This is a genomic window from Polynucleobacter sp. AP-Jannik-300A-C4 (genome assembly GCF_018688335.1).
Lineage (GTDB): Bacteria > Pseudomonadota > Gammaproteobacteria > Burkholderiales > Burkholderiaceae > Polynucleobacter.
Genome location: NZ_CP061316.1, coordinates 1,339,749 through 1,358,106 on the forward strand (window position 1 = coordinate 1,339,749; position 18,358 = coordinate 1,358,106).

The 18,358-nt window shown below is 46.3% G+C and carries 19 protein-coding genes; 7 read left to right on the plus strand and 12 right to left on the minus strand.

Annotated features, from left to right (window positions below):
* Positions 1-163 precede the first annotated feature (163 nt).
* Both FD975_RS07030 and FD975_RS07035 read left to right on the plus strand, forming a co-directional pair.
* On the plus strand, positions 164-1,336 hold the full coding sequence (locus tag FD975_RS07030) for a DUF3300 domain-containing protein (RefSeq protein ID WP_215301383.1): 1,173 nt from the start codon (positions 164-166) through the stop codon (positions 1,334-1,336).
* Between the two features lie 53 nt (positions 1,337-1,389).
* Positions 1,390-1,734: a Rap1a/Tai family immunity protein gene (locus FD975_RS07035; protein WP_215301385.1), complete on the plus strand. Its 345-nt coding sequence runs from the start codon at positions 1,390-1,392 to the stop codon at positions 1,732-1,734.
* Positions 1,735-1,832: 98 nt separating this feature from the next.
* On the opposite strand, the gene fdx is transcribed toward FD975_RS07035, so the two are convergent.
* The 8 genes from fdx to uvrB form a co-directional block, all read right to left on the minus strand.
* Positions 1,833-2,171 carry an ISC system 2Fe-2S type ferredoxin gene (fdx, locus tag FD975_RS07040; RefSeq protein ID WP_215301387.1) on the minus strand — a complete coding sequence of 113 codons (339 nt, stop codon included), beginning with the start codon at positions 2,169-2,171 and terminating at the stop codon, positions 1,833-1,835.
* 18 nt (positions 2,172-2,189) lie between these two features.
* Positions 2,190-4,055 carry a Fe-S protein assembly chaperone HscA gene (gene hscA, locus FD975_RS07045; protein ID WP_215301389.1) on the minus strand — a complete coding sequence of 622 codons (1,866 nt, stop codon included), beginning with the start codon at positions 4,053-4,055 and terminating at the stop codon, positions 2,190-2,192.
* A gap of 18 nt (positions 4,056-4,073) precedes the next feature.
* Positions 4,074-4,613, minus strand: a complete 540-nt coding sequence (gene hscB / locus FD975_RS07050) for a Fe-S protein assembly co-chaperone HscB (protein ID WP_215301391.1) — start codon at positions 4,611-4,613, stop codon at positions 4,074-4,076.
* The gene (gene iscA, locus FD975_RS07055; RefSeq protein ID WP_215301393.1) at positions 4,579-4,902 is read right to left on the minus strand and encodes an iron-sulfur cluster assembly protein IscA; all 324 of its coding nucleotides are present in this window, start codon (positions 4,900-4,902) and stop codon (positions 4,579-4,581) included. Before iscA ends, hscB begins: the two co-directional genes overlap by 35 nt.
* A 19-nt stretch (positions 4,903-4,921) precedes the next feature.
* The gene (gene iscU, locus FD975_RS07060) at positions 4,922-5,308 is read right to left on the minus strand and encodes a Fe-S cluster assembly scaffold IscU (protein ID WP_215301395.1); all 387 of its coding nucleotides are present in this window, start codon (positions 5,306-5,308) and stop codon (positions 4,922-4,924) included.
* Positions 5,309-5,365: 57 nt separating this feature from the next.
* Positions 5,366-6,625, minus strand: a complete 1,260-nt coding sequence (locus tag FD975_RS07065; protein ID WP_371743371.1) for an IscS subfamily cysteine desulfurase — start codon at positions 6,623-6,625, stop codon at positions 5,366-5,368.
* 38 nt (positions 6,626-6,663) lie between these two features.
* Positions 6,664-7,233, minus strand: coding sequence for a Fe-S cluster assembly transcription factor (locus tag FD975_RS07070; protein ID WP_215301396.1), 570 nt, complete (start codon positions 7,231-7,233; stop codon positions 6,664-6,666).
* Between the two features lie 103 nt (positions 7,234-7,336).
* Positions 7,337-9,490 (minus strand): excinuclease ABC subunit UvrB, encoded by a 2,154-nt coding sequence (gene uvrB / locus FD975_RS07075; protein WP_251371455.1) that lies wholly within the window; start codon positions 9,488-9,490, stop codon positions 7,337-7,339.
* 183 nt (positions 9,491-9,673) lie between these two features.
* Between uvrB and FD975_RS07080 the strand changes: the two genes are divergently transcribed.
* From FD975_RS07080 to FD975_RS07100, 5 genes are read left to right on the plus strand one after another with little or no spacing between them, the layout of a single operon-like run.
* Positions 9,674-10,873: an amino acid aminotransferase gene (locus tag FD975_RS07080; RefSeq protein WP_215301398.1), complete on the plus strand. Its 1,200-nt coding sequence runs from the start codon at positions 9,674-9,676 to the stop codon at positions 10,871-10,873.
* 42 nt (positions 10,874-10,915) lie between these two features.
* Complete coding sequence (locus FD975_RS07085; protein WP_215301400.1) at positions 10,916-12,214, plus strand: polyhydroxyalkanoate depolymerase; 1,299 nt, start codon at positions 10,916-10,918, stop codon at positions 12,212-12,214.
* Between the two features lie 54 nt (positions 12,215-12,268).
* Positions 12,269-12,961 (plus strand): electron transport complex subunit RsxB, encoded by a 693-nt coding sequence (gene rsxB, locus FD975_RS07090; protein ID WP_215301402.1) that lies wholly within the window; start codon positions 12,269-12,271, stop codon positions 12,959-12,961.
* The gene (gene nth, locus FD975_RS07095) at positions 12,961-13,617 is read left to right on the plus strand and encodes an endonuclease III (protein WP_215303916.1); all 657 of its coding nucleotides are present in this window, start codon (positions 12,961-12,963) and stop codon (positions 13,615-13,617) included. The genes rsxB and nth overlap by 1 nt, the downstream gene beginning before the upstream one ends.
* The gene (locus FD975_RS07100; protein WP_215303918.1) at positions 13,610-14,035 is read left to right on the plus strand and encodes a DUF1841 family protein; all 426 of its coding nucleotides are present in this window, start codon (positions 13,610-13,612) and stop codon (positions 14,033-14,035) included. The genes nth and FD975_RS07100 overlap by 8 nt, the downstream gene beginning before the upstream one ends.
* A gap of 13 nt (positions 14,036-14,048) precedes the next feature.
* Here FD975_RS07100 and FD975_RS07105 read toward each other — a convergent pair whose 3' ends face one another.
* From FD975_RS07105 to FD975_RS07120, 4 genes are all read right to left on the minus strand, one after another.
* Complete coding sequence (locus FD975_RS07105) at positions 14,049-14,921, minus strand: DMT family transporter (protein ID WP_215301404.1); 873 nt, start codon at positions 14,919-14,921, stop codon at positions 14,049-14,051.
* 35 nt (positions 14,922-14,956) lie between these two features.
* Complete coding sequence (locus FD975_RS07110) at positions 14,957-15,397, minus strand: HIT family protein (protein ID WP_215301405.1); 441 nt, start codon at positions 15,395-15,397, stop codon at positions 14,957-14,959.
* A 107-nt stretch (positions 15,398-15,504) separates the two neighbouring features.
* Positions 15,505-16,803, minus strand: a complete 1,299-nt coding sequence (aceA, locus tag FD975_RS07115) for an isocitrate lyase (RefSeq protein ID WP_215301409.1) — start codon at positions 16,801-16,803, stop codon at positions 15,505-15,507.
* Between the two features lie 268 nt (positions 16,804-17,071).
* The gene (locus FD975_RS07120) at positions 17,072-18,310 is read right to left on the minus strand and encodes an MFS transporter (RefSeq protein WP_215301411.1); all 1,239 of its coding nucleotides are present in this window, start codon (positions 18,308-18,310) and stop codon (positions 17,072-17,074) included.
* Between the last annotated feature and the right edge of the window lie 48 nt (positions 18,311-18,358).

The following is an 18,358-nucleotide window of genomic DNA, read 5'->3' on the forward strand; positions in this document are numbered from 1 at the left end:
GGAGGTAAAACTAAAGAATGAACAACGATTTCATAGTATTCCCCCACACCTTCCCTCCATAATTGGTTTGCCTGCTTTAAGTGCGATATGCTTCAATTTGGTGCAAATAGCTCCATTTAGTAGAATGGATCTTATTTATTAACCCCTCAATGAAGGAGTGCCAATGGTGGCATCAAAGAAAGCGAGAATACCCTCTCGCTTAATCGCAAGTCTTCTCACGGCTGCCCTAGCTCTTCCAGCTGCGGCCCCAGTGGCATTTGCTCAAAATAGCAGCCAACAACAAGCAGCAAAGCTTACGCAAGCACAACTAGAGGCCCTGGTAGCGCCGATTGCACTCTACCCAGATGCACTAGTTTCACAAGTGCTAATGGCATCGACCTATCCTTTGGAGATTGCAGAAGCCTCCAATTGGGTTAAATCTAATGCCAACCTGAAAGGTGATGCGCTCAATAAAGCATTGCAACAACAAAATTGGGACGCCAGTGTCAAATCATTAGTGTCATTTCCACCAGTGCTCGAGATGATGGGCTCCCAGTTAAGCTGGACCCAGCAACTTGGCAACGCAGTATTGGCTCAGCAATCTGATGCCATGAATGCTATTCAAGCATTGCGTGCCAAGGCGAAAAAAGCCGGCACATTAGAGTCAAACTCTCAGCAGACAGTGAGCACTCAAGGCAGTGGCAGCACTCAGACCATCATCATTGAGCCTGCAAACCCACAAGTTGTCTATGTTCCCACTTACAACCCAGCTGTGGTTTATGGTGCATGGGCCTACCCAGCCTACCCTCCATACGCATACTATCCACCTGGATATGTAGCTGGCACAGCGCTACTGTCCTTTGGTGTTGGCATGGCAGTTGGAGCGGCACTTTGGGGTGGCTGTCACTGGGGAGGTGGTTACGGCGGTGGGTCATTAACCGTAAATAACAATAACTTCAACAATTTCAATAAGAACACCAATAACAACTGGAATGGCAATCGTAATAGCGGATCTAGCGACTGGAAACCAGATCAACAGCGCCGCAATGCAAACCTAGGTGGCGCGGGCAGTGGGAACCGTAATGCTGAACGAGATCAATTGCGTCAGAACCTCCAACGTGGAGATATGAGCGGCAATCGTTCGGGCGGAGACCGAATGGGTGACCGAAGTGGCGCTGACCGCAGTGGTAATTTTGGCGGTGGCGATAAAACTGCCAGCCGGCCCTCTAGTGGAGATCGATTTGGCGGTGGTGGTGGCTTTGGCGATACACGCGGCGCTCGCTTTGATGGTGGCGGCGATCACTTCGGCGGTGGTCATGGCGGCTTTGGCGGTGGTGGTTTCCGCGGCCGCCGCTAATTACCCCTACCCATCTGAATTGATATACACAAAATTTGATTAAAGGAATAAACATGAAGAAATTTTTTATTGCTGCTAGCTTAGTTCTTGGAATAGCGACCACCCTGCAAACAGCTAATGCAACTACCACCGAAGAATTATTGAAACACTGCCAAGGTGAAGGTAGCAACAACATCACTTGCCAAATTTACGGCCAAGCTGTTTATGACACTTACCTTGCAACCCGCAACTCAAAAACTGCTCCAACTAAGATTTGCGTCAAGCAACCTGCACCATCACGCATCCAAGTAGTTGATGAATACATTGCTTGGGCTAATGCAAATCCGGCCAATGGGCCAAAGTCTGCAGCAGAAACAATGTTGAAATTTTTAGAGGGCGTATTCCCTTGCGGAAAGTAATACTCCGTATCTCTTTGCCAATCTGGTGATTGGATAACAAAAGCCACCTGATAAGGTGGCTTTTTTATATCTTCTGTTTTTAAAGGGGGGTTAAAAAATCAGTGATTTTCTTTTGCGTGATTGATCGAATACTTTGGAATCTCAATCACCAAATCTTGACGCGCAACAATAGCTTGGCAAGATAAACGAGACTGAGGGTTCAGGCCCCACGCGCGGTCCAATAAGTCTTCTTCATTCTCATCTGGTTCGTTAAGACTCTGATAACCCTCTTTCACAATCACGTGACAGGTAGTGCAAGCGCAGACCATATCGCAGGCGTGCTCAATCGGAATATTATTTTCTAGCAGCGCTTCACAAATAGAAGTGCCAGGAGTTACCTCAACTACAGCACCTTCTGGGCAATATTCACTATGGGGTAGAACAACTATCTGAGTCATCTTAATAATTTTCTTTTCTTAAATTTCTGCAACATTCTTGCCAGCTAAGGCCCTCTGAATACTAGAATTCATACGCTTTTGGGCAAAATCATCGGTAGCCTTTGCTGCATGATCGACAGCCTTTCTGAGAATATCGCTATCGGTTTCTTCCGTAAGAATCTTCTGTAAAGTAGCCATCTCTTGATCCACGTTAGCTTGCTCTTGAGGGTTTAATAATCCTCGATCAGAATTCAATGCGGTTTGAACGGCATCTAATAGTCGCTGCGCATTCACCTGTTCTTCACGCAAAGATCTTGCCAAAAGATCCACTTTTGCAGACGCGAAACCATCTTGCAGCATACGTGCAATCTCAGCATCGGTTAAACCATAAGAAGGCTTAATATCAATTGATGCCTGCACGCCAGAACCCTGCTCAGTTGCACTAACTGAAAGCAAGCCATCGGCATCTACCTGGAAAGTCACTCGAATTCGAGCAGCTCCAGCAGCCATGGGTGGAATGCCACGTAACTCAAACTTGCCTAATGAACGGCAATCTTGCGCCAACTCACGCTCACCCTGCACTACCTGAATAGCCAAGGCCGTTTGACCATCCTTAAAGGTGGTGAAATCTTGAGCACGTGCTACTGGAATTGGCGTATTACGTGGAATAATTTTTTCAACCAACCCGCCCATGGTTTCAATACCAAGGGAAAGTGGAATCACATCCAATAAAAGCCACTCATCATCTTTACTTTGATTGCCGGCAAGCAAATCCGCTTGCATAGCAGCGCCCAAAGCGACTACTTGATCTGGATTGAGATTATTTAAAGGCTTGGTACCAAAGAGTTCCCCAACAGCGCGCTGAACATGAGGCATGCGAGTCGCACCACCCACCATCACCACACCCTTAACTTCGTCCGCCTTAAGGCCAGCGTCACGCAAGGCCTTCTTTACTGCAACTAAAGTTTTATTGATGAGGTTCTGAGTAATCTCAAAGAACTGTGCCTGACTGATGCCTACATTCACTACTGTGCCATCAGTAAGCGTTTCGTGAACACGGGCCAAAGGGTTGTGACTCAATTGCTCTTTTGCATGCTTGCAAGAAAGCAATAGTCTGCGATGATCCTGAATTGAGAGTGGCGGAAGTTTGGCTTGTTCGATCACCCAGCAATAGAGACGATGATCAAAATCATCACCACCCAATGCAGAATCCCCACCAGTAGAGAGCACTTCAAATACGCCTCTACTCATTTTCAAAATTGAGATGTCAAATGTGCCACCACCAAGGTCATAGACTGCGTAGATACCTTCTGAAGCGTTATCTAGACCATACGCAATGGCTGCAGCAGTAGGCTCATTGAGTAAGCGCAATACTTCTATTCCAGCCAACTTAGCGGCATCTTTAGTTGCTTGTCGTTGCGCATCATCAAAATAGGCGGGGACAGTAATAACTGCACCAACGATGTCATCATTCACTGAGTCTTCAGCCAATTGACGCAAACGTGCCAGAATTTCTGCAGATACTTCAATCGGACTTTTATCGCCAGCCACTGTGCGTAACTTCAACATACCCGGCTCGTCTACAAAGTCATAAGGAGTACTTTCAATGTTTTCTACATCGACGATACCGCGACCCATAAAACGCTTGACAGAAACAATCGTGTTCTTAGGATCAGAAACAATACTTTCAATTGCCTCAAAGCCGGCCTGGGTTCTGCCATTGGGCAAGTAACGTACTACCGAGGGAAGTAATTCTCGCCCCTCTGAATCGGGAAGCACTTTAGGCAATGCATCTCGCACAATCGCCACTAAGGAATTGGTGGTGCCCAGATCAATGCCCACCGCAATCCGACGCTGATGCGGTGCAAGAGACTTACCAGGTTCGGAGATTTGTAATAAGGCCATGGGGACTAGAGTGTAAAGCTATACCAAGACTGAGATAGCATCATCTAGCTCAAACGCAAACTTATTAATAAATAGCAGGCCTCTCAGTAACTCGGCAGCACGCTCATAGTTCTTGGCCCCATCAATCGCTTGTGTGATTTCAGCCAAGGTATCTCGTTTGGATTCTTCAACTTCTTCAGCTAAAGCTTCTAATGCGCTGATGTCCTCATCATGATCTTCAAGATATTCACGCCACTCCATTTGCTTCATTAAGAAAGCGGCTGGCATAGCGGTATTCGTTTCTAAGCGAGCATCCACATTATGAAGCTGGCAAAGATAAAGGCCGCGCTGAACGGGGTTCTTGAGAGTCTGAAAGGCTGTGTTAGCTAAGGTAGCCATTTGCATGGCCAAACGTTGCTCGGTATCGCTACCACGTGCATGGCGATCCGGGTGCACCTCTTTTTGAATTGCTAGATAAGCTTGATCTAATGCAGACAAATCCAAATTGAATTGCTGATCTAAACCAAAGAAACGAAAGTAATCGTCAGACGCGGAAGGATTCACCACAACCACACTCATCTTTTACATTCGGATTCTGAAACTTAAAGCCTTCGTTCAAACCTTCGCGCACAAAATCTAATTCAGTGCCATCTAAGTAGGCCAAACTCTTGGGATCAATAAAAATGGTGATGCCATTGGATTCAAACTTCGTATCCTCTGGAGCTGCCTCATCCACATACTCCAGTTGATAAGCCAAGCCAGAGCAACCTGTCGTACGAACACCTAAGCGCAAGCCACAACCTTTTCCACGCTTATCCAAATTGCGCTGTACGTGCTTTGCTGCTTTATCGGTCAAGGTAATTGCCATGATGAATGCCTCTTTATCTTTACTTGGCTGGATGCTTTTCTTTGTAATTAGCCACTGCTGCCTTGATGGCATCCTCAGCCAAGATAGAGCAGTGGATTTTTACAGGCGGCAAAGCTAACTCTTCCGCAATTAAGGAGTTCTTAATCTCCAAAGCTTGATCCAAAGTTTTACCTTTAACCCACTCAGTTACCAATGAGGAAGATGCAATGGCAGAGCCGCAGCCATAAGTCTTGAACTTGGCATCTTCAATGACACCCTGATCATTTACGCGGATTTGTAATTTCATAACGTCACCACAGGCTGGCGCACCAACCATGCCAGTACCTACTTGATCGTCGCCCTTCTCAAAAGAACCGACGTTGCGGGGATTTTCATAATGATCAATTACTTTGTCGCTATATGCCATGGTATTTCCTCGTTATTTCTTTTATCTATTGTTTAGCTTAACTATCTTCAATACGGTTTAGTGCGCCGCCCACTGGATAGTACTGAGATCAATACCATCCTTAAACATTTCCCAAAGCGGGGAGAGCTCACGTAACTTCGCAATTTTCTCTTTCACTAATTTGATTGTGAAATCCACTTCTTGCTCTGTAGTAAAACGTCCCAAGGTAAAACGAATTGAGCTGTGAGCCAATTCATCATTACGACCAAGCGCACGCAGCACATAAGAAGGCTCTAAAGATGCTGAAGTACATGCAGATCCAGATGAGATAGCCAAATCTTTCAATGCCATCAGCATCGATTCACCTTCAACATAGTTAAAACTAATATTGAGGTTATGTGGAACACGATCATCCATATCGCCATTGACATAGACTTCTTCAATATCTTTCAAGCCTGTCAGCAAGCGATCGCGCAATGCACGAATGCGCGCGTTCTCTTCAACCATTTCGATGCGAGCAATACGGAAGGCTTCGCCCATACCTACAATCTGGTGAACTGCTAAAGTACCTGAACGCATACCGCGCTCATGTCCACCACCGTGTATTTGCGCTTCAATACGGATACGGGGTTTGCGACGAACAAACAAAGCGCCAATCCCTTTTGGACCATAAGTTTTATGAGCAGAAAAGCTCATTAAATCTACTTTAGTTTTCTCTAGGTCGATTTCTACTTTGCCAGTAGCTTGCGCTGCATCCACATGGAATATCACACCACGGGAACGGCACAATTCACCAATGCGCGGAATATCTTGCACCACACCAATCTCGTTATTGACATACATCACTGAAGCCAGGATGGTGCCCGGTTTCATAGCCGTTTCAAGTTGAGCAAAATCAATCAGTCCATCTGGCAAAACATCTAGATAAGTTACTTCAAAACCTTCGCGCTCGAGCTCACGGCAAGTATCAAGGGTGGCCTTGTGCTCAGTCTTCACAGTAATGATGTGATTGCCGCGCTCTTTGTAAAAATGGGCGGCACCTTTGAGTGCCAGATTAATACTTTCCGTTGCGCCACTAGTAAACACAATCTCTCTTGGATCTGCATGAACTAGCTGAGCAACTTCTGAACGCGCCCACTCAACGGCTTCTTCTGCAGCCCAACCATAGGCATGACTGCGAGATGCTGCATTACCAAACTGCTCGCGCAAGTACGGCAACATCTTGTCCACTACACGCGGGTCAATCGGCGTAGTAGCTGAGTAGTCCATGTACACCGGGAAGTGTTTAGGACTAAACATGGGTATCGGCTGCTGAGGAATCTCTTGTGGTGCGTTCATTTTTTTCTTATCGATTAATAGACTAAGAAGTTAATCTCTTAACTTTGCTGAGCCAGGTTAAAAACAGAATTTACGAGAGGTCGCTTCGGAGCGGCTTCTTTTACTGCTGCAACTGCTGGCGCTGGTTTTTCAGCCTTGGCACTTTCAGTCTTGATTTTCTTGGGGCGCAAATCGTGCAATACGATTCCACGTCCAGATTGCTGCTGCACTAAATCACGTAAAGAGACGGAGCTGAGGTACTCCACCATCTTGGCATTGAGGTTAGACCATAGATCATGAGTCATGCAACGGCCATGGCTTTCTTCATCACTATGGCAATTCCCTTTGCCGCCACATTGGGTTGCGTCTAAGGGCTCATCCACGGCAACAATGATGTCTGCCACACTAATTTCTTCAGACTTGCGGGCCAGGGTGTAACCACCGCCAGGACCACGAGTGCTATCAACAATATTGAAACGGCGTAATTTGCCGAACAATTGCTCTAGGTAAGACAGGGAAATCTTCTGCCTTTGGCTAATTCCAGCCAAAGTTACAGGCCCGTGCGTCTCGCGCAGGGCTAAGTCAATCATTGCGGTTACTGCAAAACGGCCTTTGGTTGTAAGTCTCATATGTCACCTTGGTAATGGATTGTTATGGACAGCTAACAGTCGGGCGGGTAATACCCGACCATTCCACTCAACTTTACCATATACCCCACTAATCTGCTCAGGATTAAACAGCATCCCTAGATCGAGCCCCAAAGGCCATCTCCTTAACCTTGGTAAGGCGATCACGGGTGGCTGCCGCCTTTTCAAACTCCAGATTTTTAGCTTCAGAGTTCATTTGCTTCTCTAAACGCTTGATTTCGCCCGCTAGGTCCTTCTCGCTCATATCCTCATAGCGAGCACGCTCCTGCTCTACCTGCATCTCAGAGCGCTTCTCTTGGACGTCATAAACGCCATCAATAATGTCTTTAATACGCTTTTGGACACCCCGTGGTTCAATCCCATTCGCCTTATTGAAGGCAATTTGCTTGGTTCGGCGACGCTCAGTCTCCCCCATGGCCCGCTTCATAGAATCGGTGATCCTGTCGGCGTACAGAATGGCCTTGCCTTTAATATTTCGGGCTGCCCTACCAATCGTCTGAATTAAGCTGCGTTCAGAACGCAAGAAGCCCTCTTTATCCGCATCCAAAATTGCAACGAGTGAGACTTCGGGAATATCCAAGCCCTCGCGCAACAAATTAATACCCACTAAAACATCGAACACGCCTAAGCGTAAGTCGCGCAGAATTTCTACGCGCTCTACAGTGTCAATATCCGAATGGACATAACGTACTTTTACACCGTTATCCGACAAGTAATCTGTCAGCTGTTCAGCCATTCGTTTTGTTAGAACGGTTACCAAGACGCGCTCATGCACTTTGACACGCTCATGAATCTGATTGAGCAAATCATCCACTTGAGTACTTGCTGGCAACACTTCAATTTCTGGATCAACTAGTCCTGTTGGTCTAGCCACTTGCTCCACCACTTGTCCGGTGTGCGTATTTTCATAGTCAGCGGGTGTTGCAGAAACAAACACCGTTTGACGCATCTTCGTTTCGAACTCCGTGAACTTCAGTGGTCGGTTATCCATTGCCGAAGGTAAACGGAAACCAAACTCCACCAAAGTGTGTTTGCGAGACTTGTCGCCGTTATACATCGCGTTCAGCTGTCCGATGAGAACATGGCTCTCATCCAAGAACATCAAGGCATCATTTGGAAGGTAGTCAACCAAGGTGGGCGGCGCCTCGCCAGGCATAGCCCCTGAGAGATGGCGGGAGTAGTTCTCAATGCCTTTGCAGAAACCCAATTCATTGAGCATCTCTAAATCAAAGCGCGTACGCTGCTCTAAACGTTGTGCCTCAACCAACTTTCCATCTTTAACAAACTCATCCAAGCGAATACGCAACTCAGTCTTAATCGTTTCAATCGCCTTAAGCACCGTGTCACGCGGAGTAACGTAATGCGAACTTGGATAAACAGTAAATCGCGGAATCTTCTGACGAATTTTTCCAGTGAGCGGATCAAAAAATTGCAAACTCTCAATGACATCATCAAAGAGCTCAACACGCACTGCCAATTCATTATGCTCAGCCGGGAATATATCAATCGTATCCCCTCGCACTCGAAAAACACCACGCTTGAAATCGGTTTCATTGCGGTCGTACTGCATCGCAATTAAACGCATCAAAATATCGCGCTGACTCATCTTGTCACCGGGACGCAATGTCATCACCATACTGTGATAGTCACCCGGATTACCAATGCCGTAAATTGCCGAGACGGTTGCTACGATGATGACGTCACGTCGCTCTAACAAACTCTTAGTAGCAGATAGTCGCATTTGCTCGATGTGCTCATTAATTGACGAATCTTTTTCAATAAATAAATCGCGCGTCGGGACATAAGCCTCTGGCTGGTAGTAGTCGTAATAACTCACGAAGTACTCCACCGCATTTTTTGGGAAAAACTCCCGAAATTCACTGTAAAGCTGGGCAGCCAAGGTCTTATTAGGGGCAAAGATAATGGCGGGACGCCCTGTTCTGGCAATTACATTAGCCATGGTGAAGGTTTTGCCTGAACCAGTAACCCCCAAAAGGGTTTGGAAGGTCAATCCATCCTCAATTCCAGCTACCAAAGCATCGATTGCGGCCGGCTGGTCCCCGGCTGGTGGAAATGGCTGATAGAGCTGAAAAGGCGAATCTGGGAAGGAAACGAACTTATCTGGATCCAGGTCGTGACCCACCTCGCCCAAAGGATCAGCTACAGGGCTTTTCTTGCTTTCAACAACTTTGGAATTTGAGGAACTTTTAGGCAACTTAGGGGGCATCTCAGCTATCATTTCACCTGTGACTTTTAGTTCACAGCGAATTTTGTACAAACATTGATTTTGCCGTTTTTATTTGGAAATAGTTGAATCTAGCCTCAAAAACAGCCATTTAAAGTAAATTTAACTGAATTTAACGTCAATTAAGCCTCAAATACCTCTTTTAACCTACATTACTACCCCATTTTTGACCCTCAAATGAACCTTTTCACTTCAGTCCAGCTTGCCCCTAAAGATCCTATTTTTGGCCTCACAGAAGCCTACGTCGCCGATCAACGCGCTGACAAGGTCAATCTAGGCGTTGGTGTGTATTACACCGATGAAGGCAAGGTGCCACTTTTAAAAGCCGTCATTCAGGCTGAGGAAGCAATTGTTGCGAAGCATTCCCCACGTAGCTACATTCCAATCGAAGGCCCAAATCCATACAACAGTGCAGTTCAAAACCTATTGTTTGGCGCCGACTCTTCGCTCATCAAAGATGGTCGCGTTGTAACAGCGGAATGTCTTGGTGGCACTGGCGCATTGCGCGTTGGTGCGGACTTTATCAAGCGCCTCAATTTGAATGCGCCTTGCGCAATTAGCAACCCCACTTGGGAAAACCACCGCGGTATTTTTGAATCTGCAGGATTTGAAGTACTTGAGTACACCTATTTCGACGGTAAAACTCGTGGTGTTGATTTTGATGGCATGGTGAAATCTCTAGAGTCTTTTCCGAAGTTCACCACTGTCTTATTGCACGCTTGCTGCCACAACCCAACTGGCGCTGATATTACTGAAGCGCAATGGCGTCAAGTTATTGATATTTGCAAAGCAAAGCAACTTATTCCATTTTTAGATATGGCTTACCAAGGCTTTGCTGCCGGTATTGAGCAAGACGGCATTGCGGTGCGCTTGTTCGCTGAATCCGGTATGTCTTTCTTTGTATCTAGCTCCTTCTCCAAATCATTTTCACTCTATGGTGAGCGTGTTGGTGCCCTATCGATCGTGACTCAAAGCAAAGATGAATCCACTCGCGTACTGTCGCAACTAAAGCGCGTAATTCGTACCAACTACTCCAATCCACCTACACATGGCGCTGCGATTGCAGCTGCAGTTCTCAATTCACCAGAACTCAGAAAGCTTTGGGAAGATGAATTAGCTGAGATGCGTGATCGCATTAAAGCAATGCGTCAGGGGCTGGTACAAAAATTGGCTGCTGCTGGCGTTAAGCAGGACTTTGCTTTTATTGAAGCTCAGCGCGGCATGTTCTCTTACTCAGGATTAACTGCTGAGCAAGTAGATCGTTTACAAAAGGAAGATGGCATTTATGCCCTCTCCACCGGTCGTATTTGTGTGGCTGCCCTCAATACTAAAAATATTGATAAGGTAGCTAAAGCAATCGCCCGCGTATTGGCGTAACAACGCGTAATAAGCGGTTACACTGAATTATCAGGAGGCAACATGCTATATCAGTTACATGAATTTCAAAAAGCTTTACTTCAACCAGTAAGCTCATGGGCTCGAGCAGCATCTGAAGCATTTATTAATGCTTCTAATCCCGCATCCAAAGTTCCTGGCTCAGATCGCTTAGCCGCTAGCTATGAACTGCTTCATCGTCTGGGTAAAGACTATAAAAAACCTGAGTTTGGCATTCGCTCTGTGCAAGCACATGGTCGAGAAGTTGCGATTCATGAGAGAACCATTGTTGCCAAACCATTTTGCAACCTAATTCGCTTTAAGCGCTTTTCAGACGATCTTGATGTCATCAAAAAACTCAAGGGCGATCCTGTTGTATTAGTGGTTGCCCCTCTATCTGGACATCACTCCACACTATTGCGCGACACCGTACGCACTCTCTTGCAAGACCACAAGGTATACATTACCGACTGGATTGATGCTCGCATTGTTCCTGCAAATGCTGGTGATTTTGGTCTAGATGATTACGTTCACTATGTACAAGATTTCATCCGTGCAATTGGCGCTGAGAATTTGCATGTAATCTCAGTTTGCCAACCAACAGTTCCAACATTAGGCGCAATCTCTTTAATGGCCTCTGCTGGTGAAAAGACCCCCGCCTCTATGATCATGATGGGCGGTCCAATTGATGCACGCAAGTCACCGACTGCCGTCAATAACTTAGCTGACCAAAAGTCCTATGACTGGTTTGAAAGTCATGTAATTTACAAAGTACCACCAAGCTACCCAGGCGCTGGTCGCAAGGTGTACCCAGGCTTCTTGCAGCACACCGGCTTTATTGCCATGAATCCTCAGAATCACTTGCAGTCACATTGGGACTATTTCCAAAACTTAGTGCGTGGCGATGAGCAAGATGCAGAAGCTCATATCCGTTTCTATGATGAGTACAACGCGGTCCTTGATATGGACGCGAAGTTCTACTTGGACACCATTAAAACTGTGTTCCAAGACTACTCATTACCAAATGGTACTTGGGAAGTTGCTGGCGATCTAGTAAAGCCACAAGATATTAAGAAAACCGCCCTCCTCACTGTTGAAGGTGAATTGGATGACATCTCTGGTAGCGGACAAACCCGTTCAGCACACGCCTTGTGCGCCGGGATTTCGAAGGCTGATAAAGACCATTATGAAGTTGTGGGCGCTGGCCACTACGGCATCTTCTCTGGCCGTCGTTGGCGCGAGAAAGTGTATCCAAAGATTAAGTCGTTTATTCGTGAGCACCAAGGTGTTCAGAAGAAAACAAAAGCTAGACCCCCAAAACTGGGTACTAAGAAAGCTGCATAAATCAGCGGCGCGACTTTCGGGTCGCGCTTCTAGTTTTAGGGCTCGTAACTTGCAATGAACATCAAGCAGACGAAAGAACTTGCCGATCGTCTCGAGGATATCCTTCCTCAAACCCAATGTACTAAATGCAGCTACCCAGACTGTAGAGCTTACGCAGAAGCGATGGCGACAGGTGAGGCTCTACCTAATCGTTGCCCACCTGGAGGCGTAGAGGGCATCCAGAGGCTTAGCGCCATCCTGAAACCTATCTTTCCTCAGGACGCATTTGATCTTCACCCCAGAATCGATCCTGAATGTGGCATCGAGCGCCCTAGACCGGTTGCTTTTATTGACCCTAAGACTTGTATCGGCTGCACCTTGTGTATTCAAGCATGTCCTGTGGATGCCATTGTTGGCGCCTCTAAGCAAATGCATGTAGTCTTAAGTGAATGGTGTACTGGTTGTGATCTCTGCATACCACCCTGCCCTGTAGATTGCATCACCATGATTGATGTTAGTGGCGAGAAAACTGGCTGGGATGCTTGGTCACCAGAATTAGCAGGGCTTGCACGAGCGCGATATGAAGCGCGCGATCTACGATTGGATCGCGAGCAACGCGACAATGATGAACGGCTAGCAAAGAAAGCGGCTGCGAAATTGCAAGCAGTCAATGCAGAAAGTCCGGACTCAGAAGAGGCACTTAAAGAGCAAGAGAGAAAGCGTGCCATCATTGCCGCAGCCATTGCGAGAGCACAGCAAAAAAAATGATGAATCTTGAAAAGCGCCAGGCCTTCTTTGAATTACTCAGAGAGAATAATCCCCATCCTGAAACTGAACTGGAATACAGCTCCCCGTTTGAATTACTCATCGCGGTTTTGCTCTCAGCACAGGCAACCGATATTTCAGTAAATAAAGGTACTCGCCAGCTGTTTAAGATTGCCAATACACCTCAAGCACTTCTTGACCTGGGCGAAGAAGGTGTTAAGCCCTTCATTCAACATATCGGATTGTTTAACTCTAAAGGCAGGCATATTCAAGAGACTTGCCGACTGCTCATAGATAAACATGGTGGTGAAGTACCCCAAAATCGTGAGGAGTTAGAAGCGCTTCCAGGTGTCGGTAGAAAAACTGCGAACGTCATTCTCAATACCGCCTTTGGTCAACCCACTATGGCAGTCGATACTCATATCTTTAGAGTATCCAATCGGACAGGATTGGCGCCCGGTAAAGATGTTGTGAAGGTTGAAGAACAGTTACTGAAGCGTGTGCCAAAGGAGTTTTTGATGGATGCTCACCATTGGCTTATTCTGCATGGTAGGTATACCTGCAAGGCGCGCAACCCAGATTGCGCGCAATGTATTGTTGAACCACTCTGCGGCTTCAAACAAAAAACTGGGAAAGGAAAAGTTCGTGGCAATATTTAACCCCACTCGTGAAGAAGTGCGTCGTTTTTTTTGTGACACTTGGAAAAAGAAAACCGAGGATCAAATCCTGACGCCAATGGAAATGATTGCTAGCGACTGGATGGTAGAACACCCGGAATATCATGCAGTGTTGGCGGACCCAGAAGGTGCGGTTGCGCAAGACTACACACCAGAGCGCGGTGAGACCAACCCCTTCTTGCATCTTTCAATGCACCTGTCGATTAGCGAGCAAATATCCATTGATCAACCGCCAGGAATAAAAGAGATTTTCGAAAGCCTGACTAAGAAACTAGGCTCTAAGCATGAGGCTCAGCACGCCATGATGGAATGCCTTGGTCAGGTAATGTGGGAAGCGCAGAGAGAAGGCCAACCTTTAAGCCCCGAGAAATATTTAGAAGCATTAAAGAAGCTAAATTAGCCGGCAAGCCTCATCAATGCCGCTTAACGAGCATCCTTTTACTCAGCACTACCGTTGATACCACCAGAAACGCAAAGATCATATTCATCAAGGTTAGTCGATCGCCCAGGATAAGACTAGCTGCAATTAGCGTACAAAAAGGTTGGACCAGTTGCACTTGACTCACTCTGGCAATCCCACCAATAGCAAGGCCTCCATACCAAAAGAAAAAACCGAGATACATCGGAAATAAGCCGAGATAAAAGAAGCACATCCAAGTAAAAGAGTTGGCACTCCAATAAGTAGCATCAAATGAGAAATACGTTGCCACCAAATTCACCGGCAATGAAATAACCAAGGCCCAAGAAATCACTTGCGGCGGACTCATCTTGCGAGATAACTCACCACCCTCCACATAGCCAACACAGGCACAAATACCACCAAGCACCAAGAGGACATCAATATAGGTGAAACTCCCGGAGTTTTTAAGAAGTGCATAAACCACAACCAATCCTGCGCCCAATATTGAAACTAGCCAAAACCCAAGAGATGGTCGCTCTTTAAAACGAATAACGCCAATTACAGTGGTAGCTAAGGGCATCATCCCCAAAATCACTGCACCATGGGCTGATGAGCCCTCTTCCATTGCGATTGTTGTCAAAATTGGAAATCCAAATATCACCCCCAAGGCGATGACAACTAACTTCACCAGGTCAGACTTAGTGGGAAGCGACGCTTTTGTATATAAGAGATAAGCCAATGCAAATAGACCAGCTAAGAGAGCTCTTCCAAACGCAATGAAATAGGGATTAAAGCTGACTAGAACAATCTTCGTAACAGGCAGAGTGAGGCTAAAAATTAATATGCCAACAAAGCCAATCAGCATTCCCTTGGTTTCTTTATTCACCGTCACCCTTGGGGAAAAATAATGCTAAGCAGTTTTTATGAGAGCGCAGCGATAGCGGCTTTGATTGAAATAGGCAATTGATCGGCAAGCTGTTTTCGCTCTGCGATCTTATTAGTGGGGGTCTCTTGGATTCTTTGCGACCAAGCTGACCCCGGAAAGAAAGCATCGTCCTTGAATCTCGGAATGACATGCCAATGTATATGCGGAACCATATTTCCGAGCGCGGCTATATTGACCTTATCTGGGCGCATTACATGACGCACCGCCTCCTCCACCGCAAATACTAAGGCCATGAGATGCTCACGCTCACCATAACTCAGGTCAGTCATTTCTGCGACATGGCGATTCCAGATCACGCGGCAAAAACCCGGCAGGTCGGGATCATTTACAAGGATGATGCGACAGTCATCACCGCGCCAAATCAACTGGCCTTCTTCTGGCTTGAGTTCGTCTTTACAAAGTACGCAATTAGTCATGTGAAGAATGTAAACGAAAACGGCACCTAAGTCACCCTTATGGGGTTAATTAGGTGCCGCGGCAGTATTGGTGTACTACTGCTTGCTACATACTACTTAGGGATTTCTTAGTGGAACTGCTCTTCTTCTGTAGAACCAGTCAATGCTGTTACTGAAGACTTACCACCTTGGATCACAGTAGTAACATCATCGAAGTAACCGGTACCGACTTCTTGCTGATGGGATACGAATGTGTAACCACGATCACGAGCAGCGAATTCTGGCTCTTGTACTTTCTCGATGTAAGCAGTCATACCACGCTGCATGTAGTCTTGCGCCAAGTCGAACATGTTGTACCACATTGAGTGAATACCAGCCAATGTGATGAACTGATACTTGTAACCCATTGCACCTAATTCGCGTTGGAACTTCGCAATCGTTGCGTCATCCAAGTTCTTCTTCCAGTTGAAAGATGGTGAGCAGTTGTAAGCCAACATCTTGCCCGGGAACTTCGCGCGAATTGCTTCTGCAAATTTACGAGCAAAGTCCAAATCAGGCGTACCCGTTTCGCACCAAACCATATCAGCATAAGCAGCATATGCCAAACCACGGGAGATCGCTTGATCCAAGCCCTTACGTGTTTTGTAGAAACCTTCAGCTGTACGCTCGCCTGTCAAGAATGGCTTGTCATTTGCATCGTAATCAGATGTCAACAAATCAGCAGCTTCAGCATCAGTACGAGCCAAGATAATTGTTGGAACACCCATTACGTCAGCTGCTAAACGTGCAGAAATCAATTTCTGAACAGATTCAGTAGTAGGCAACAATACTTTTCCACCTAAGTGACCGCACTTCTTAACAGAAGAGAGTTGATCTTCGAAGTGAACGCCAGCCGCGCCCTGCTTAATCAATGCCTTGCTTAATTCAAATGCGTTTAATACGCCACCAAAACCAGCTTCTGCATCGGCAACGATCGGAGCGAAATACTCGATATAACCAGCATCGCCTTTATTGATGCCTTTAGCGGTTTGAATTTCATCAGCACGTTGGAATGAGTTATTAATACGCTCAACCATCTTTGGAACTGAGTCAACTGGATACAAAGATTGATCTGGGTACATCGCTGCATATGAGTTACCGTCAGCGGCAACTTGCCAACCTGACAAGTAAATAGCTTGAACGCCAGCTTTAACTTGTTGCATTGCCTGACCACCTGTCAATGCGCCTAAACAGTTAACGTAAGCTTCGTTATTGACCAACTCCCAGAGACGCTCTGCGCCATGCTTAGCCAATGTGTGCTCAATCTTCAATGAGCCACGAAGACGTACAACGTCCTCAGCTGTGTATCCACGAGTAATACCCTTCCAGCGTGGATTGGTATCCCAGTCTTTTTGTAGTGCTGCGATTTCTGCTTTGCGATCTGCCATGTTTTTCTCCCTAAGTTAACAAGTACATCAAATATTTGGACATTTAAGTCTTATGTCTTATATAAGAGTGTAAGTGTCTTAGAAAAGCATGCAAGAACTATTTCTAAATTAAATAAAATTATTTAATTCAATTAATTCAGTAACTTATGAAATACATTTTGTAATATGAAATGTTCTACCAAGAGGCGATAGAAAGCCTTAGCCAAGATATTGCACTGCATTTTGCGTATGGTAATGTCTTTTCACATTATGAAAATATGGAAGATATCTAGGTGGTTTTTGGACTGCTGATGGCGGCAACCTTAAATCCAGTCAAGATAATCATGAGCTGCAGAAAAGCTACACCCACGAAAAGCAACTTGGGTAAACCGATATCTAAGAAGATTCCGAAGATTAGTGGACTCATTGCCGCACCGAGATCGATCCCCGAGTACACAATGCCATATACCCGACCCGACGAACCAGACGGCGTTGCAGAGCGAATCATTAAATCGCGTGATGGGGCAGCAATACCTAGACCCAAGCCAATGACAACGAAGGCGATCACGATCAGCTCGATTGGTATCAAGCCTGTTGCTAATAAAAGCCCCATGACTATATTTACAGTAAAGCAAATCGTAATAATGCGTTCAGGCACTTTTAATTTGCTAGCCAGATAGCCACCTAAAAGCATTCCTCCAGCGCCACCCATAGACATGAGCGTGAGATAGTAATTGCCATTACTTACCGCGATCTCATAAATTTTAAAAAGGGCTGTAGGCGCGAATGATTGCAGGCCGGTAGTTGCAGCCATGCTGAAGAAAAAGAAAATCCAACAAAGCCAAACAACGGGAAGCTTCAGAAAGCCAAAGGTACTCATTGGTGCACCGCCAGGATTCTTTTGGGCATGGCTCGCCTGAGATTCCTCTCGTCTTGCGCGGACGTCGTCAATTAAGCGCGCCCTACCCAACCACAGAGTCAGCAAGATCAGGGCCTCGACTACTGCAGCAGATAAAAATGCAATACGCCAATCAGCAACACTAGCAATTGCCACCATGAAAGCTGGAGCTGCGGCCCAACCGATATACCCTGTTACGCCATGAATGGAATAAGCGTAAGGCAAATTCGGGGGTGATATTTTGTGGTTGATCAGCGTGTAATCGACCGGATGAAAGATGCCATTACCACAACCGGCAATCACTGCACCTAGGACCAACATAGCATAGCCATTACTTTGAGAATATGTGAGCGCGGCTAATGCCAGTAAACCCACTCCAGCAAATAAAACGGGCCGAGCCCCGATGCGATCAACTAAAAATCCAGATGCTGCTTGAACGATACAGGAGACCACAAAAAAGATGGTCATGAGCAAACCTAGCTCTGCATAGTTAAAGCCAAACTCCGCCTTCAACCATGGGAACATGGGTGGCAAAATTAAATGGAAGAAATGGGAGCTGCCGTGAGCCAGGCTAATAAGACCAACAACCCGGACATCACTGGCGCGCCTCATTACTAGGGCGTCAGTCATGTTCCGAGTTTACTGGCACAGGAAAATTCCTGCTGAAATACAGCGGTA

Bases quoted from the DNA above. Each gene is read 5' to 3' on its own strand.
- FD975_RS07030 (WP_215301383.1), top strand. From the start codon at position 164: ATGGTGGCATCAAAGAAAGCGAGAATACCCTCTCGCTTAATCGCAAGT.
- FD975_RS07035 (WP_215301385.1), top strand. From the start codon at position 1,390: ATGAAGAAATTTTTTATTGCTGCTAGCTTAGTTCTTGGAATAGCGACC.
- fdx (WP_215301387.1), bottom strand. From the start codon at position 2,171: ATGACTCAGATAGTTGTTCTACCCCATAGTGAATATTGCCCAGAAGGT.
- hscA (WP_215301389.1), bottom strand. From the start codon at position 4,055: ATGGCCTTATTACAAATCTCCGAACCTGGTAAGTCTCTTGCACCGCAT.
- hscB (WP_215301391.1), bottom strand. From the start codon at position 4,613: ATGAGTGTGGTTGTGGTGAATCCTTCCGCGTCTGACGATTACTTTCGT.
- iscA (WP_215301393.1), bottom strand. From the start codon at position 4,902: ATGGCAATTACCTTGACCGATAAAGCAGCAAAGCACGTACAGCGCAAT.
- iscU (WP_215301395.1), bottom strand. From the start codon at position 5,308: ATGGCATATAGCGACAAAGTAATTGATCATTATGAAAATCCCCGCAAC.
- FD975_RS07065 (WP_371743371.1), bottom strand. From the start codon at position 6,625: ATGAACGCACCACAAGAGATTCCTCAGCAGCCGATACCCATGTTTAGT.
- FD975_RS07070 (WP_215301396.1), bottom strand. From the start codon at position 7,233: ATGAGACTTACAACCAAAGGCCGTTTTGCAGTAACCGCAATGATTGAC.
- uvrB (WP_251371455.1), bottom strand. From the start codon at position 9,490: ATGATAGCTGAGATGCCCCCTAAGTTGCCTAAAAGTTCCTCAAATTCC.
- FD975_RS07080 (WP_215301398.1), top strand. From the start codon at position 9,674: ATGAACCTTTTCACTTCAGTCCAGCTTGCCCCTAAAGATCCTATTTTT.
- FD975_RS07085 (WP_215301400.1), top strand. From the start codon at position 10,916: ATGCTATATCAGTTACATGAATTTCAAAAAGCTTTACTTCAACCAGTA.
- rsxB (WP_215301402.1), top strand. From the start codon at position 12,269: ATGAACATCAAGCAGACGAAAGAACTTGCCGATCGTCTCGAGGATATC.
- nth (WP_215303916.1), top strand. From the start codon at position 12,961: ATGAATCTTGAAAAGCGCCAGGCCTTCTTTGAATTACTCAGAGAGAAT.
- FD975_RS07110 (WP_215301405.1), bottom strand. From the start codon at position 15,397: ATGACTAATTGCGTACTTTGTAAAGACGAACTCAAGCCAGAAGAAGGC.
- aceA (WP_215301409.1), bottom strand. From the start codon at position 16,803: ATGGCAGATCGCAAAGCAGAAATCGCAGCACTACAAAAAGACTGGGAT.
- FD975_RS07120 (WP_215301411.1), bottom strand. From the start codon at position 18,310: ATGACTGACGCCCTAGTAATGAGGCGCGCCAGTGATGTCCGGGTTGTT.